The sequence below is a fragment of the Rummeliibacillus sp. SL167 genome (assembly GCF_007896505.1).
In the GTDB taxonomy this organism is placed as follows: domain Bacteria; phylum Bacillota; class Bacilli; order Bacillales_A; family Planococcaceae; genus Rummeliibacillus; species Rummeliibacillus suwonensis.
Genome location: NZ_VCBM01000001.1, coordinates 2,120,904 through 2,136,650, shown reverse-complemented (window position 1 = coordinate 2,136,650; position 15,747 = coordinate 2,120,904). Strand labels below are relative to the sequence as shown.

The window sequence follows — 15,747 nt, the reverse complement described above, 5'->3', positions numbered from 1 at the left end:
TGGGCCTCCATTTCAAGACTTAGGTAACAGGCAGAAATAATCAGAGGAACAGCCACTTGAAAAAGCCAAATTGATACAACTCAGCACAGTGAAGAAAAAGTTCATTTGCTAACCAACAGGTATAATTTATTGATCTTGATTCAGCAAAGTTTGATGGGACGAAAGCGTTGTGGCAGGGAGCAAACCTTTTTTGTACCGAAAGCGTAAGCGGCAGGTACAGAAGCCTCCCCTATAAGAAGTCCAATGAAAAAGTCTAGTCATCTTCAAAAACATGGCGAAAATTAACTTTTCAAGGTCATAAAACGAAAGAAAAAATGGATTTTATCAACAAAAATGTAGATTCTATGTTTTTTCAGCGACTTTCCTATGAGTAGTTGTTTTTCCTCATCCAGCGAGGTGTATAAATGTCTAGAAGAATAGAGGATCAAATTCTTATGCCCCCGTATTTATGCCGCAACAGCTTCATGGACAACATCGTATTATCTTAAGTCTTCGGTGGATGTCACAGATTTGGAAGAGGAGTTTTTTGAGCAGGATCAAGAAAAAACCGAATGCTGGTTAGCTAGAGGTGTAATTGATATATTTATATGCTAAAAGTTTATTTAGTTTCAAAGGATAGCTGTTAGCTGACAGGTAAAAATGGAAAATATATAGAAAAGGAGGTGGCGTATAAGGAAGATTCAATAATTGAAAAAATTTTAATTTTGGATAGATTAAGCAGCATTTAATGATAGTTCGTGATAGAGTTGTTGGAGGGTGTGGACAAATGACAGTTTCCAACATTAAGCAGCATTTAATGATAGTTCGTGATTTTTATGTAGAAAAGTGGCTGTAAACAGACTCTTTTTACGAGCTTGTTTACAGCCTATCCCATCTAAAAAATCATATTAGAGAGTTGTTACAGAATGGCTATCACTTTTTCTAAACAATGAAATCACGTAGCCGATAACTACGCCTACAATAGCGGGGATTAACCAGCCAATCCCGGCAGAGTAAAGGGGAATATTATTTAGAAAGTTTTCGTAACTTGTCAATGTAATTTTTGCCTGTTTAAGACCATCATAGACACTAACAAAGCCTGTGAAAATCAGTGCAGAAATGTAAACAGCACGTGCATCATTGAACCATTTTGAAACAAGTGTTAAGCACATTAACACGATTGCAAGTGGATAAATGGCAAGTAGTACGGGTAAAGAGATGGCAATTAATTGTTCAAGACCAATATTGGCGACGAAAGTTGAAAAAATCGTGAAGATCCATACCCAACCTTTATAAGAAATAGAAGGGAAGATTTTATGGAAGAACTCAGACGATGCAGTCATTAGTCCGATTGATGTCGTTAAACAAGCCAGTAAAATAACAGCCGTCAATAAGATGTTTCCAAATTGTCCATAAAGTACATTTGCAGATTTTGTAATAATGTCTGCTCCGTTGTCAAATCCGCCGATTGTTTTGAAGCTTGATGAACCAATGTAGCCAAGTGACAGATAAACAAGTGCTAATCCCGCCGCTGCAATGAATGCCGCGAAGATAGTTGTTTTAACAACTGTTGGTTTATGTGTAATGTTTTTACCCTTTAAGGCTTCAACGATTACAATTCCAAAGATCAAGGCGGCGAGAAAATCCATTGTTAAATAGCCTTGTATAAAACCTTCTCCAAATGGATTTTTTACATATCCATTAATAGCCTTCCCAGAACCCTCCATTGGTGAAACAATTGCTTTCACAGCTAGTGCTGCAATAACGATTAAAAGCGCGGGAGTAAGTATTTTACCGACACGATCAATCAGTTTGCTTGGATTCAGCGCGAAAAATATGGTAATCAGGAAGAAAACAATAGAGAAGATTAATAATGGTAAAAATGATGCCGCCGTTCCTTCTGATAAATAAGGTTTGATGCCTAATTCATAAGATACTGTACCTGTTCGAGGCAATGCAAAAAATGGGCCAATTGCAAGATACACAATGGCTGTAAAGATTACACCAAATAGAGGGCTAATGCGTCCCGCCATATCTTGTAGCTCACCACCTGATTTTGCCACTGTAATAACTCCTAATAATGGGAGACCAACACCAGTTATTAAGAACCCAATTATGGCTAAGACGAAATGATCGCCGGATTGTTGACCAAGTAACGGGGGAAAGATAATGTTACCAGCACCTAGAAACAATGCAAATAACATAAAGCCGACTGAAATTTTTTCCCACAGAGAAAGATGTTGATTTTGCATAAAAAAAGACTCCTTTTTAAAATATACTGCATGTAATATTTAGAAATAAATTTAAAACAGTCATACTAATTGTAAAAAAAGGTAATTAAATATTCGTTGTTATCTGAAAATTCTAATTACAATAGTTATGAAAGGCACTTGAATAGATTAACATGAATATGTCAATAATGAAACCTTAAATTTTATATAAAAAGAGAAAATTCAAGTTATTAGTATAAAATATTCATAAATAATCACGTGTGTAGATTTCACAAAAATTAGGAGTACCTGCTCTACTGGGTGTAATTTTCGAAAAAACCTGTATTTTTATGGATTATATTGGATAATCAACATACCTGATAATAATAGAAGATTTAGAATGACCTATACCTTATTGCAAAGACATTGTGGCCTATTTTTGTTTGCAATGACAAGTTCGTTGTTATTATTCCTTAGAATGAACCAACAAATACAGCGAGTACGACAAAAGCTGTATTTAAAGAATATTTAGAGTACAAGATCTTCTTGTTGTCACAAATAACAAAATTGAAAAAATGTAAATGGGAATGAATCATATGTAGCATCAATTGAAGAATGTGATATAATTCATCAGTTGATTCGATAATTGTAGTGCGAAAATCAGTTAATGACACTTATTTTGAATAGATAAAATCGCATAATGAATATGGCTGAAAAATTATATGTGAATCGTGTAAATGAAATATTGAGATCACTATGCATAAAGTGAAAAGTTTAATTTGCTCTTAGGCCCATATCAACAAGCGTAAAATCATATGAATATGTAAAAGTAAAAAACATACTATGAAGCATGATTTCGAAAATAATGGAATATTTCAAGTATCTAATGGGTTAAAATAGTGGGAAGAATCGTATAGTATGAAAATAGTATTGTGTAAAGAAATTACTTGAAACAGAGTGTTATTTTCCTTAAATCATGCTATAATACTTCTTGTATTCAATAATGATTAGCATTTGAATGCGCTTTTATGGTGCATTTATTAATATACGTAGAGTTTTATAAGGAGGATGGGTAATATATGAATTACCTAGCATTAGTTGTGGCCTTTGTTGCTTCAATTCTTTTGACTCCGATTGTTAAACGACTCGCATACCGAATCGGTGCTGTTGATAAACCAAATTATCGTAAAGTGCATAATCATGTTATGCCGCGACTTGGCGGATTAGCTATTTTCATAGCTTTTTTAATGGGAATAGTGATTGCACAACCGATGGATGACTCAATGATTGCCATTCTAATTGGAAGCTTTGTTATTGTTGTAACAGGTATTCTTGATGATATGTTTGAAATTACTCCGAAGGCAAAGCTTATTGGGCAAACAATTGCTGCGGCAATCGTTATTTTCTTCGGTGGTGTTCAAATTGATTTTATCAATTTACCATTTGGCGGTAAATTATTTTTTGGATATTTGAGTATCCCATTAACTTTAATTTGGATTGTTGGCATTACGAATGCGATTAATTTAATAGATGGATTAGATGGTCTTGCTGCAGGTGTTTCCACAATTGCGCTGATTACACTTGCTACAATGGCATTCATAATGTCGAATGTATTTGTACTCGTCATGGCACTAATCCTTGCCGCAAGCACATGTGGTTTCTTATTTTATAATTTCCACCCAGCTAAGATTTTTATGGGGGACACCGGAGCTCTGTTTCTTGGGTTTATGATTTCTGTTCTGGCTTTGCTTGGATTTAAAAACGTAGCATTTGTTTCGTTAGTTATTCCAATTGTGATGTTAGGTGTGCCTATTTCAGATACTTTCTTTGCTATCGTGCGTCGTTTGTTAAACAAACAACCACCATTTAGCCCAGATAAATCTCACTTACATCATCGTTTGATGAGTATCGGTTTTACTCATCGTCAAACAGTTTTACTCATTTATGGAATTGCTACAATGTTCGGTTTAGCGGCAATTATCTTCTCAATGGCAAAACTTTGGGGTGCAATTCTTTTAATTGCTGTGATTCTCATTGCAATTGAACTGTTTGTCGAAGCAATTGGACTAGCTGGACAAAATTATCGTCCATTGTTGAATCTTGTTCGTAAAAAATAAAGTTTTATAAAATATTAGAGTGAGCTAAAAGGTCTAGAGAGGTGAATCTTTTAGCTCACTTTTTTATCTCGCATTAACGGGCAGTAAGACTCCCATCTCAAGATTTAGAGAAAAACGAGAAAGTTAGGTGGGAGATAAACTGCCGCATGCGCCTGATTGGTTTGGGCGGGTAAGATGTAGTTTCACTTTATACAAGTATTAAAATGAAGCCATAAGACTTCCAACCGTAGGAGCTTATAAGATAATCTGAAGAATACTCTCAGGTGTTTGTAGAAAAATCCTCAAACTTCAAATTAGAAAATGAATTGGGGTGTAGTTCAAAGATTGAAGAATATACTGGGGGTGTAAGACAAAACTGTGGATAAGGTTGTGGAATTGTTGATAATTTCAGAATATTTCTAAAATTTATCAACATAAATTGTGGATAATATCCTAAATGATTGTAACAATTGTGGATATACTATTTTACAAAATAAACTTTCACAAGTGATAATTTGCAAGCTAGCATGTCTATTGGTAAAAAAGACATTAGTTATTGTAATGCCTGTCTATCCCTCATTAGCAGGTAATAGTAAGCCTATTTAAGGAAAATAAATCAATTGCCTATAAAAGTTCATTTGATTCATCAAAAAACAGTGAAGGATAAGTCCTCCACTGTTTTAAAAAGCTTCACTTTATTATTGGTTAGTATTTGATGAATTATTCGAATCATAATTTGAGCTAAAATCACTTCCAGAATTAGAACCGCTATAATCTGAATCAGATTGATAATCAGATCCATACCCGCCGCCGCTATTTGTGTTTGTCGAATTTGTATCCGTATCTGTTCCGGTGTCATCAGAAGAATTGTTTTGTGCATTGTTCAGCTCATCTTCAGATAGTTCTAAATGATTTTGCAATGTTTGTTTTATTTCTAAAAGATTGTTGGGATCTAATTTGTAATAGTAAATACCAGTTGACATATTATCAGAACCTTTTAATGAAAGAGAGTCAACTTGTGGCATGCCATTTTTTATATAAGCGGCAAGTGATTTCATTTCATTAAACGTCATGTTTGTTTTCATATTATTACCGACTGCTTCTAATATATCGTCATATTTTGTCAATGATGATACAGACGAAGCCTTTTTAAGAATCGCCTCCAAAATCATTTGTTGGCGTTCACCACGTTTAATATCATTATCTTGATGTCGTGTTCGAGCCAGTGCTAAAGCTTCTCGACCATTAACAACTTGCTTACCGGGTTTTAAATTCACCGTACGTTTATCGTTTTCATCCAATTCATGTAATTCATATGGAACATCCACTTCAATACCACCAAGAGCATCCACGATATCGATGAAAGCATCGAAGTTTACGCGGAAGTAATAGTCTACGGGAACGTTTAATAAATTTTCTACAGTATCAATGGTTGCTTGTGTCCCACCATATGCGTGAGCATGAGTGATTTTGTCTTCATGTCCAACATAAGGAATGTAGACATATGAATCACGTGGAATACTTAGTAATTTCACGGATTTATCTTTATTATTTAATGTAGCTAACATTAAAGCATCTGAGCGGGAATGATCTGAACCTTGTTCACGTGCTTTACTATCATCAATACCGACAAATAGTATGGAGATATTGTCTTTTAAAGGCTCCACTTTTTCTTGCCGCAATTCAGATTTTTCACGCGTATTATTTTTATCCAATGCTTTATCGGCAGCTTTTTCACCTTGTTTGAAAAGGTAAAAGGCATAGGAACCAGCTGTGATGATCATTAAAGCAAGAAGTATTAAGAAGGTTTTTAAAACGACGTGTTTTTTCTTCTTTTTCACTGATTTTTTTGCCTTTTTCTCCTTTTTCGCCTGCACTCTTGAATTTGTCATATATATTCTCCTCTAATATAGGAATACTAAAATTACATATTATATTTGACGCTGATTTTAAATAGAAAGTTTCCGCCTTTTCGTATAACGGATTTAATTATACTATGGAGAATTCAATCAGTAAAATTAATTTTTAGTTACTTTTTTCGAACTCTAAAAATAATATGTCATCACGTGTAATAGTAGCTTGTCCATTTGTCATTTCTACCAGCCATTCAGTAAACGAGGATTCTTCCTCTTTCGGTACAAAAACAAAAAATTCTACTCGATCTGTATAATTTATATTTTTTATGGAATAGGGAGAATTTCGAATTTCGTTTTCAAGCTTTCCTAGCCAAACATAGTCGACCACAATTTTCATAAGATGATGCAGGCGTCGTTCAACAATACCACTAGCTTCAATTCCCGCAGTAGTTGCTTTCCCATAAGCACGGACCAATCCACCTGCGCCTAATTTAATGCCTCCAAAGTAGCGAGTAATAACGACTACAGAATCTTTTAAATGCTGCTTCTTTAATACTTCTAATATCGGGACGCCAGCAGTGCCACTTGGCTCACCATCATCACTGGCTTTTTGAATTTGATCCTGTTCGCCGATCAAATAGGCTGAGCAATTATGAGTAGCTGAACGATGTGCCTTTTTTATAGATTGGATAAAATCAATCGCCTCTTGCTCAGTTTCTACCCTTTTACAGTTCGCGATAAATCTAGACTTTGATATAACTATTTCGCTATTTCCATCTTTTTTTAGTGTTAAATAATTTTTTCGCATGTTACACTCCTCATACAAATGGTATTATTCGAATGAAACCTTTAACATATTTTTGACATCATAATTTAATAGTCTTAGGTCTGATAAATGATATAATAATGCCGGGGGTACAGTAGAAAAGATACAAATTTTAATGTATACTATGTATATTTTTATATGTATTATTTATTCTAAATGTAGCACAAAAAGTAAGGGTGATGTGAATGATGAATGATAAAATCGATTTGAAATCATTAGATTTGATCTTCAATCGAATGGTAAAAACGATTGATGAATCAAAAAATGACATCTTTACGATTAGTGAGCAAAGTCGCCGAACTTTTGAAGAGATGAAGCTTGAATTAGAGGAAGTTCGAACTAAAATAGAGAATTTAATATGTGAAAACGATGTATTAGAAAAGAAATCTAGACTTTCAAGACGTCGTTTAGCAGAAGTATCGAAAAATTTTAAAATATTCTCAGAAGAGGAAATTCACAAAGCCTATGATCAAGCGAATCAAATACAAATTCGTTACTCCGTCCTCCAAGCCGAAGAAAAGCAACTTAGAGAAAAAAGGGATGATTTAGAAAGACGAATGCGCAGCTTACTTGACACCATAGAAAGGGCTGACCACCTGGTAAACCAAGTAAATGTTGTTCTAAATTATTTGACTTTCGATCTAAAGCATATTGGACCAGCACTGGAAAATGCTAAAATGAGAGAAGAATACACGATTAAAATCATTGAAGCAACAGAAGAAGAAAGAAAGCGAATTTCAAGGGAAATACATGATGGTCCTGCACAAATGCTTGCAAACGTTTTACTAAGGACTGATTTAATTAGTCGCACCTATCAAGAAAGAGGTATTGAACAAGCACTTCAGGAAATATTAGAATTAAAGGAAATGGTTCGCGATGCTCTGCACGAAGTACGACGCATTATCTATGATTTGCGTCCTATGGCTTTAGATGACTTAGGAATTGTACCAACTTTGAAAAAATATTTGAATTCTGTGGAAGACTATAACAAAGGAACTACTGTGCATTTTAATTCAATAGGTGAACCAATACGCATAGGTACAAATTATGAGGTAGCTGTTTTTAGGTTAGTCCAGGAATGTGTTAATAATGCTATAAAACATGGCAAAGCGCGTACTGTATCAGTAAATTTTGAGTGGCGCAAAGAACACGTCAATATTACTATTAAGGACAATGGTATCGGGTTCGATACAAATATTGTAAAAAAGAATTCGTTTGGTTTAATTGGTATGCGAGAAAGAGTCGAATTATTAAATGGCGAAATGAATCTAACATCAGCTGAAAATAAAGGTACGCGTATTATGTTTAAAATCCCAATTGATCCAGACAAAGAATTGAAAAAAACGAACCGAATTTAGGAGGATATTTTCATGACGAAAATTATTATTGTAGATGACCACCAATTATTCCGCGAAGGAGTAAAACGTATTTTAGATTTTGAGGATACTTTTGATGTAGTTGCAGAGGGCGATGACGGTTTAGATGTCATGCGTCTTTATGAAGAATACCAACCAGATGTTATATTGATGGATATCAATATGCCACAAAAAAACGGTGTAGAAGCTACTGCTGAACTACTCGAAAAATACCCAGATGCAAAAGTCATCATTCTTTCAATCCATGATGATGAATCTTATGTTTCACATGCACTAAAATCTGGTGCATTGGGTTACATGCTGAAAGAAATGGATGCAGATGAAATCATAGAGGCTATTAAAATCGTAGCTGCTGGTGGTTCATACTTACATCCAAAAGTAACGCGTAATTTAGTGGCTGAATATCGTCGCCTAAGCGAACGTGAAAACAAAGGCTCATTCCATCAAACAGAAATTCGTCGTCCATTCCATCTATTGACAAAACGTGAATGTGAAGTGTTACAACTTTTAACGGATGGACAAAGTAACCGAGCAATTGGCGAAACGTTATTTATTTCTGAGAAAACGGTTAAAAACCATGTATCAAGTATTCTACAAAAAATGAATGTAAACGATCGCACACAAGCAGTCGTAACAGCCATAAAAAATGGATGGGTAGAAGTTCGATAATTATCAATATTTCGGATCAGGCTAGAGTGATGGTGTAACAACCGTTGCTCTAGCCTTTTTCATTTTCCCTCATATGGATAGACAACAAGCTCCCGCTTCAAAACACCAGTAAAACAAGGCATAAGTACGACTAGTGACTTAGAAGGTGTTGTTCTTTCTAGCGAGTACATAGATGAAAACAAGGCGTAAGTACGACTAGCGACAGCCTGATTAGTTCAACTAGCACGGGATGAAGCAACCCTTCCACCATGGTAAAGTTTCACTGTATTTATAAGATTTTCTTTGAATGGAAGTTTTGCTTTGTACTTCAAAAAACACTCTGATGACATAGAAATATATTTTGGATTATACTAATTGAGTGTATTTGAAACTTTATACGTGATATACATATTCGAAACTTATTTATATCTAGTACGTCTTAATCATGGGCGAAATTGTAGATATGACGAATCAGGTGTGTTGATAAGGAAAAATAGGACGAAAATCGGGTGTAATCCTGAAAAACTCTCTATTTTTCAAGCTACCTTATGGGTAGAATTGGATAATCAGCATATTTGATGATGAATTATAAAAAAATATGGGTATCCTAAACTTCAAAGAGAAAGTAGGAGGGAAATCAATGAATTTCAAAAAAATAGCACTGTTCGGGATCTGTGCCTTAATGCTTGTGCTTGCAGCCTGCGGCAATAATGATGATGGTGCTAAAGATAATAATTCTGGCTCTACAAAAGATAGCGATTATGCATCACAAGATAATTCGATCAATCATGGCGTGTCAGATACCAAACAAAACACTGAAGCTACCAAAACGACAGAAAAAGAAGATTCGACAGCAGATAAAAGTGAAGACCAAGCAACATCTGATTCATCTAACGACGACGAAGAAAAAGTCGGTTTCGAATTAGACTCTGATGGTAAAGTAAGTGAGGCCGAATCAGTACCAGCCGATGAGAAGAAGGCCATCCTAGCAGATTTTGACGAATATATAGATGCATTCAATGCTAAAGATATCAATCGTTACGCCAAAACATTAGCAGAAAATCCAAAGGGCTTTAACTATGATGAAGAAATCGATTATACGAAACAAGCATTTAAAGACTACGATGTAAAACGAACTGCTAAAAATGTAACAATAAAAAAATACAAAGAAAATTATGCAGAAGTTTTTGCGAATATTAAAACAGTAGTAAAACAAGGTGACCAATCATTCACACAACCCTTAAATCAAGTAACAGTACTGATCAAGGAAGATGGCAAATGGGGGATCTCAGCTGTCTATGTAATGGGAACAAAAGAATAATCCACTATTTGATAAAAATGTAAGGAACCACATCCTTGCATTTTTTATGGTGAAAAAATTATTTATCGAAAATGATCTATCCACGGAAAGTCGGGAGCCATCCACGGAAAGCGGGAGCCCATCCACGGAATATCGTCTCCAATCCACGGAATATCATCCCCAATCCACGGAAGGCGGGAGCCCATCCACGGAAAGCGGAGATCAATCCACGGAAGGCGGGAGCCATCCACGGAAGAAGAGAGCCCATCCACGGAAGAAGAGAGCCCATCCACGGAAAGCGGGAGCCAATCCACGGAAGAAGAGAGCCCATCCACGGAAGAAGAGAGCCCATCCACGGAAGAAGAGAGCCCATCCACGGAAAGCGGAGATCAATCCACGGAAGGCGGGAGCCCATCCACGGAAAGTCGGGAGCCATCCACGGAATATCGTCTCCAATCCACGGAAAAACGAATTGTATCCACGAATCGGAAAACTTAAGTCCTCCAAAATAGCATTAGAATCATCCAACTCTGTCATCTACAAAATGAAGTAAATAGAGTCATTCCCCATAATAAAGTACTCTCAAAGCATAATCTAGAAAATTGTCTGATTCCTATAGAACTGTCCTCTTGAATTTCCTTAAAATGGGTTGATCTACGGGAAATACGCTCCAATCCATGGGAAATGCCATGCCATCCATGGGAAATGCCATGCCATCCATGGAAAATGGATGGCCATCCACGGAATATCGCCTCCAATCCACGGAATATCGCCTCCAATCCACGGAATATCGCCTCCAATCCACGGAATATCGCCTCCAATCCACGGAATATCATCCCCAATCCACGGAAGTCGGAAGCCAATCCACGGAAAAACAAATTGTATCCACGGACGGAATAATTTAAGTCCTAAAACAAGCGTACAACTCCTCAACCCTCCAAATATAATTCACAGATAAAAATCCCTCATCGAAAAAGTGACACATGTATAGATTCTCTCCATTTCAATAGTGTGATTTGACTTATTGCTAAAAATCAGTAAAACTAAATGCTAGAAATCTTTTTCATTGAACATTCAAAGAGATATACTATAAAATGAAGAACTAGGTAGGAGAGTGAATGAATAATGACAACAGCCGTTGTAACAGATAGTACAGCCTACTTGTCCAAAGCTGAAGAACAACAATACAATATTCACGTAGTACCGCTTAGTGTTATTTTTGACAAAGAGACATATGCGGAGGGCGTCGATATAGACGTTGCTACTTTTTATGATAAAGTTCGAGAAGCGAAGGAGCTTCCAAAGACTTCTCAACCACCAATTGGCGAGTTTGTTTCTTTATTTGAAAAATTAGCAAAAGACTATGACGAAATCGTGACGGTTCACTTATCTAGTGGTATTAGTGGTACATATCAAGGAGCGGTTCAAGCAGGGGAAATTGTCGAAGGTGTCGATGTTTATGGCTTTGACAGTGAAATTGCTTGTGCTGTTCAAGGTTTTTACGTTATTGAAGCTGCTAAAATGGCACAACAAGGTGCTTCAGCCAAAGAAATTATCACCAAGCTTGATGACATGAAACAAGAAATGCGTGCATATTTCATGGTAGATGATTTGTCTCATTTGCAGCGCGGTGGCCGACTTTCTGCAGCATCCGCATTAATCGGTGGCTTATTGCAAGTCAAACCTATCTTGCATTTTCAAAACAAAGTGATTGTCCCATTTGAAAAAATCCGTACCCGTAAACGTGCGTTAAAGCGTGTTGAAGAACTATTAGGTGAGGATGTTGCAGTGCATCCGAATATTGAAGCAACAGTGATTCATGCCAATTGCGAAGCGGAAGGACAAGAATGGCTCGAAACATTGCAAGCAAAATATCCATCTGTACACTTCAAACTAAGTTATTTTGGCCCAGTTATTGGTACACATTTAGGAGAAGGATCGCTTGGGTTAGGTTGGTATAAAAAATAATAGTAAAATATGAATCTCACTAAGATTTCTTAGTGAGATTTTTGCATGATTAAAAGTCAAAAAATTACCTATTATTTAGCAGTAAGAAAGAACTTTTTAAATATAGGAAGGGATAAATTATTGAATTTACATACAGTTAGAAAATAGGAGATCATTAAAAAATGGTGAAATGGTCATTTTTAATGATAATAATTTGCTTTTTAAAATAAATATAATTAATACTAAAAAATCAAATTTTTATTAAAATGAACTTTTTCAACCGCTCTAGAAATTATCTATCTTAGTCTTCAAACTACAATTTCGTAGAACATTAAGTGTATTTAAATCATATTAAAGTGAGACTTCATACAATGCCTGATTGTATGTGATAAATTTCCTCCATCTTTATAATCCATAATAAAATCAAGAGAATTACCTAAAAATCTCTTGCATTGCACCGCATCATTTTGTAATATAAACCCAATCCAACCCCAGAATTGGAGGGAAAACTTGCATTTTAAACTCAACAAGTCACAACCGCTAAAAGATTTGTACGTCCCACACCATTTGATAAACGACCAACTTCGCGACTTCTTAATGGGACGTTTATGGCTTTACGAGCATTTACCTTTCTTAAAGGAAACTATCCACCAACATATCAAGATGGGCTATATTCAAACAATACCAGGTATACGTATGATCCCCACCACTCACAAATTATTCTCAAATAAGAAATACATTTGCAATCGCTGCCACAACGAAAATCCAGAGTTCTTTGCTCATTTCAATTGTGCGAAGTGTCAACAAATCTGCGTATATTGTCGACACTGCATCAAGATGGGAAGAGTAAGCAGCTGTTCTAGTTTAGTCAAATGGATCGGACCACAGCAAAAAAACTTATCATCGCACCAGCCAACATTAAAACGTTCACATTTATTTCAATGGAAAGGTGTTTTTACACCACAGCAGCAAAAGGCATCAGATGAACTGATCGATAGCGTCAAGAAGAATCGAGTGCATCTATTGCATGCGGTTTGCGGATCTGGAAAGACGGAGATTCTGTTTCCAGTTGTAGCAGAATGTCTGATGCAGCATAAGCGAGTTTGTGTTGCTACGCCACGAACAGATGTTGTATTAGAATTAGCACCGCGTTTTCAAAAAGTATTTCCAAATATTTTTATACAAGCATTATACGGAGGTGTAGCAGTAGAAAAACGTTATTCCCCACTCATTATTGCAACGACGCATCAATTGTATCGATTTGAAGAAGCCTTTGATGTTGTGATAGTTGATGAGGCGGATGCCTTCCCATATATATTCGATGAAACTTTACAGCAAGCAGTTGAGAAAGCGAAGAAGCCAGATGCCCCCATTCTATATGTCACCGCAACGCCATCTGCTGAATTAAAGGAAAAGTTGAAAAAATGGAGAGGAGGGTATTCGTTTATTCCAAGGCGATACCATGGTCATCCGCTTCCAGTACCACGCTATGATTCACTTTTCAACTATCAAAAACAAATAACAAAGGGCAAGATACCTAAAAAACTACAAAATTGGACAACTTTAAGGCTGACAAATGAAGAACCATTTCTCCTTTTCTTCCCAACAATCGAACTTATGGAGAAAGCCGTGCCATTATTTCAAAAATTACACCCAGCTATTGAAGCTGTACATGCAGATGATCCTAATCGCAAGGAAAAGGTAGCTGCACTTCGAGAGAAAAAAGTACCTGGGTTACTAACGACAACCATCTTAGAAAGAGGGGTCACTATTCCAAAAGTACAAGTGGCAATCGTTGGCGCAGAAAGTGGTATTTTCACCGCAAGCGCACTCATTCAAATTGGTGGACGAGTAGGGCGTTCTGCCGACTGTCCAACTGGTGATCTGGTGTTTTTTCATCATGGCATTACCTTTGAAATGGATGAGGCACGAAAGGAGATCATGATGCTCAACGATATGGAGGTGCTTATGTAATGCGAGAGAAATTGCCACAGATGACCATCACTCGTTGCTACCTATGTGCCACACTGTTACCAAACAAGCTCACTTGGTGTAAACTACTTACTCAAACAAAGGACCCCGTTATTTGCGAAAAATGCTTCCAAAAATTTGAGCCAGTCACATGTGAACAGCAAAAATACAAGGATGTTACGGCACTATATCATTATAATGAGCCGATGAAAGATTTCTTGCATCAATATAAATTTATGAGGGATGTCGTATTGTCAGAAGTGTTTCGTGAACAAATTTCCCAGCATCTTAAAGATGAAAAAGCAACTATCGTTCCAATACCGATGCATCCTGAAAAATTAAAGGAAAGGACCTTTGCACATATCGATGAATTATTGAATGCTGCGAATATTCCCTTTATGCATTTATTGGAGAAAAAACTCCCCACCACCCAATCAAGTAAATCGAAAAAAGAACGAGAACAATCAGACCAGCTCTTCAGGCTAAAACAGCATGTCACCATCGAAAAGATACATTATGTTTTAGTAGATGACATTATCACAACGGGCACCACCATTAGACATGCGAAGTCATTATTGTTAGAAGCAGGAGCAGAAAAGGTCACAGCCTTTACCCTTATTCAAGGTTGAAGCTTTACAAAGTTCAATCAAACACAAAAGACAGTCGCCAGTCTCGATTCCGTACCAGCAAGTAAATCATTGGACAGTCAATTTATCTTCGAAACATGAAAAAAATCAACTTTTTTAGCTTATAAAATGAAAGAAAAGATCGTTTTGGCTCAATGAAAATACCGATTCTATCGTTTTTCAGAAGACTTATTCAAGGTCGAAAAAGATCCCATTTTTGAAGTGTCTATATTTCCAAAAATCGATCATAAGCCTGAATAATTCACAACTTTTTGACAAAAAACGTAACTTCATAAAGAACATCAATTCTTAATAAGTACCCAAAGTCCTATTAATTTGTTATGATATAACTAGAAAATCAATTTCCTATAAATAGATTATGGAAAATTACTTGGTAATGTCGACAATATTAATAACGAAGACAAGGATATAATAGGAGGAACCAATATGGGGGAATTACGAAATTGTCCAAGATGCGGTGATTTCTTTAATTACACCGGTGTCAGAGAGGTTTGCCCGAAATGTGCGGCTGAAGAAGAAAAAATGTATGAACAGGTGTATCGTTTTTTACGAAAAAGAGAAAACCGAGCAGCTACAGTAGATCGAATTGTCGAAGCAACGGGGGTAGAAAAAGAACTTTTATATAAATGGGTTAAAAAAAATAGATTACAACCAGCTTTATTTCCAAATCTAGGTTATCCATGTGATAATTGTGGTCGTTTAACAACAAAGGGAAAATTATGTGATAAATGTGCAAATGAGCTCAAATCGGATTTGAAAAAATTTGAAGCAGGTCAGGAATTCCGAAAAAATATTGAAGAAAATTCCAAAGCGACTTATTTGGCAGAACGGCGAGATCGATAAAACCTTTTAAGAGCTTATCTATCATGAGTAACGTTTGCGCTTAAGTTT

13 protein-coding genes are annotated in these 15,747 nt (G+C 36.0%); 10 read left to right on the top strand and 3 right to left on the bottom strand.

Features of this window, described 5'->3' with window-relative positions; all coding sequences use genetic code 11:
• Positions 1-887 precede the first annotated feature (887 nt).
• Positions 888-2,231: a branched-chain amino acid transport system II carrier protein gene (gene brnQ / locus FEZ13_RS09615; RefSeq protein WP_146552443.1), complete on the bottom strand. Its 1,344-nt coding sequence runs from the start codon at positions 2,229-2,231 to the stop codon at positions 888-890.
• 1,037 nt (positions 2,232-3,268) lie between these two features.
• Here brnQ and FEZ13_RS09610 point away from each other — a divergent pair.
• The gene (locus tag FEZ13_RS09610; protein ID WP_146549663.1) at positions 3,269-4,306 is read left to right on the top strand and encodes a glycosyltransferase family 4 protein; all 1,038 of its coding nucleotides are present in this window, start codon (positions 3,269-3,271) and stop codon (positions 4,304-4,306) included.
• Between the two features lie 677 nt (positions 4,307-4,983).
• On the opposite strand, the gene FEZ13_RS09605 is transcribed toward FEZ13_RS09610, so the two are convergent.
• Positions 4,984-6,177, bottom strand: a complete 1,194-nt coding sequence (locus tag FEZ13_RS09605; protein WP_146552442.1) for an LCP family protein — start codon at positions 6,175-6,177, stop codon at positions 4,984-4,986.
• A 133-nt stretch (positions 6,178-6,310) separates the two neighbouring features.
• Complete coding sequence (locus FEZ13_RS09600) at positions 6,311-6,949, bottom strand: YigZ family protein (protein ID WP_146552441.1); 639 nt, start codon at positions 6,947-6,949, stop codon at positions 6,311-6,313.
• 203 nt (positions 6,950-7,152) lie between these two features.
• Here FEZ13_RS09600 and FEZ13_RS09595 point away from each other — a divergent pair, with 203 nt between their 5' ends.
• From FEZ13_RS09595 to FEZ13_RS09555, 9 genes are all read left to right on the top strand, one after another.
• Complete coding sequence (locus FEZ13_RS09595) at positions 7,153-8,325, top strand: sensor histidine kinase (protein WP_146552440.1); 1,173 nt, start codon at positions 7,153-7,155, stop codon at positions 8,323-8,325.
• Between the two features lie 12 nt (positions 8,326-8,337).
• Complete coding sequence (locus FEZ13_RS09590) at positions 8,338-9,012, top strand: response regulator (RefSeq protein WP_146549659.1); 675 nt, start codon at positions 8,338-8,340, stop codon at positions 9,010-9,012.
• Between the two features lie 619 nt (positions 9,013-9,631).
• Complete coding sequence (locus FEZ13_RS09585; RefSeq protein ID WP_146552439.1) at positions 9,632-10,312, top strand: nuclear transport factor 2 family protein; 681 nt, start codon at positions 9,632-9,634, stop codon at positions 10,310-10,312.
• A 49-nt stretch (positions 10,313-10,361) separates the two neighbouring features.
• On the top strand, positions 10,362-10,844 hold the full coding sequence (locus FEZ13_RS09580; RefSeq protein WP_146552438.1) for a ribosomal eL19 family protein: 483 nt from the start codon (positions 10,362-10,364) through the stop codon (positions 10,842-10,844).
• Between the two features lie 136 nt (positions 10,845-10,980).
• Entirely contained in the window at positions 10,981-11,196 is a 216-nt protein-coding gene (locus tag FEZ13_RS09575) for a hypothetical protein (protein ID WP_146552437.1), read from the top strand.
• Between the two features lie 220 nt (positions 11,197-11,416).
• Positions 11,417-12,259, top strand: a complete 843-nt coding sequence (locus tag FEZ13_RS09570; protein WP_146552436.1) for a DegV family protein — start codon at positions 11,417-11,419, stop codon at positions 12,257-12,259.
• A 576-nt stretch (positions 12,260-12,835) separates the two neighbouring features.
• Positions 12,836-14,212, top strand: a complete 1,377-nt coding sequence (locus tag FEZ13_RS09565) for an ATP-dependent helicase ComFA (RefSeq protein WP_146552793.1) — start codon at positions 12,836-12,838, stop codon at positions 14,210-14,212.
• A complete protein-coding gene (locus tag FEZ13_RS09560; RefSeq protein WP_255473086.1) occupies positions 14,212-14,838 on the top strand; it encodes a ComF family protein in 627 nt (208 codons plus the stop codon). The genes FEZ13_RS09565 and FEZ13_RS09560 overlap by 1 nt, the downstream gene beginning before the upstream one ends.
• A gap of 444 nt (positions 14,839-15,282) precedes the next feature.
• Positions 15,283-15,699, top strand: coding sequence for a TIGR03826 family flagellar region protein (locus FEZ13_RS09555; protein WP_146552435.1), 417 nt, complete (start codon positions 15,283-15,285; stop codon positions 15,697-15,699).
• Positions 15,700-15,747: the final 48 nt, after the last annotated feature.

Coding starts and splice junctions, on each gene's coding strand:
- FEZ13_RS09575 (WP_146552437.1), top strand. CDS start 10,981: ATGCCATCCATGGGAAATGCCATGCCATCCATGGAAAATGGATGGCCA.
- FEZ13_RS09560 (WP_255473086.1), top strand. CDS start 14,212: ATGCGAGAGAAATTGCCACAGATGACCATCACTCGTTGCTACCTATGT.
- brnQ (WP_146552443.1), bottom strand. CDS start 2,231: ATGCAAAATCAACATCTTTCTCTGTGGGAAAAAATTTCAGTCGGCTTT.
- FEZ13_RS09565 (WP_146552793.1), top strand. CDS start 12,836: ATGGGACGTTTATGGCTTTACGAGCATTTACCTTTCTTAAAGGAAACT.
- FEZ13_RS09570 (WP_146552436.1), top strand. CDS start 11,417: ATGACAACAGCCGTTGTAACAGATAGTACAGCCTACTTGTCCAAAGCT.
- FEZ13_RS09585 (WP_146552439.1), top strand. CDS start 9,632: ATGAATTTCAAAAAAATAGCACTGTTCGGGATCTGTGCCTTAATGCTT.
- FEZ13_RS09590 (WP_146549659.1), top strand. CDS start 8,338: ATGACGAAAATTATTATTGTAGATGACCACCAATTATTCCGCGAAGGA.
- FEZ13_RS09600 (WP_146552441.1), bottom strand. CDS start 6,949: ATGCGAAAAAATTATTTAACACTAAAAAAAGATGGAAATAGCGAAATA.
- FEZ13_RS09610 (WP_146549663.1), top strand. CDS start 3,269: ATGAATTACCTAGCATTAGTTGTGGCCTTTGTTGCTTCAATTCTTTTG.
- FEZ13_RS09605 (WP_146552442.1), bottom strand. CDS start 6,177: ATGACAAATTCAAGAGTGCAGGCGAAAAAGGAGAAAAAGGCAAAAAAA.
- FEZ13_RS09555 (WP_146552435.1), top strand. CDS start 15,283: ATGGGGGAATTACGAAATTGTCCAAGATGCGGTGATTTCTTTAATTAC.
- FEZ13_RS09595 (WP_146552440.1), top strand. CDS start 7,153: ATGATGAATGATAAAATCGATTTGAAATCATTAGATTTGATCTTCAAT.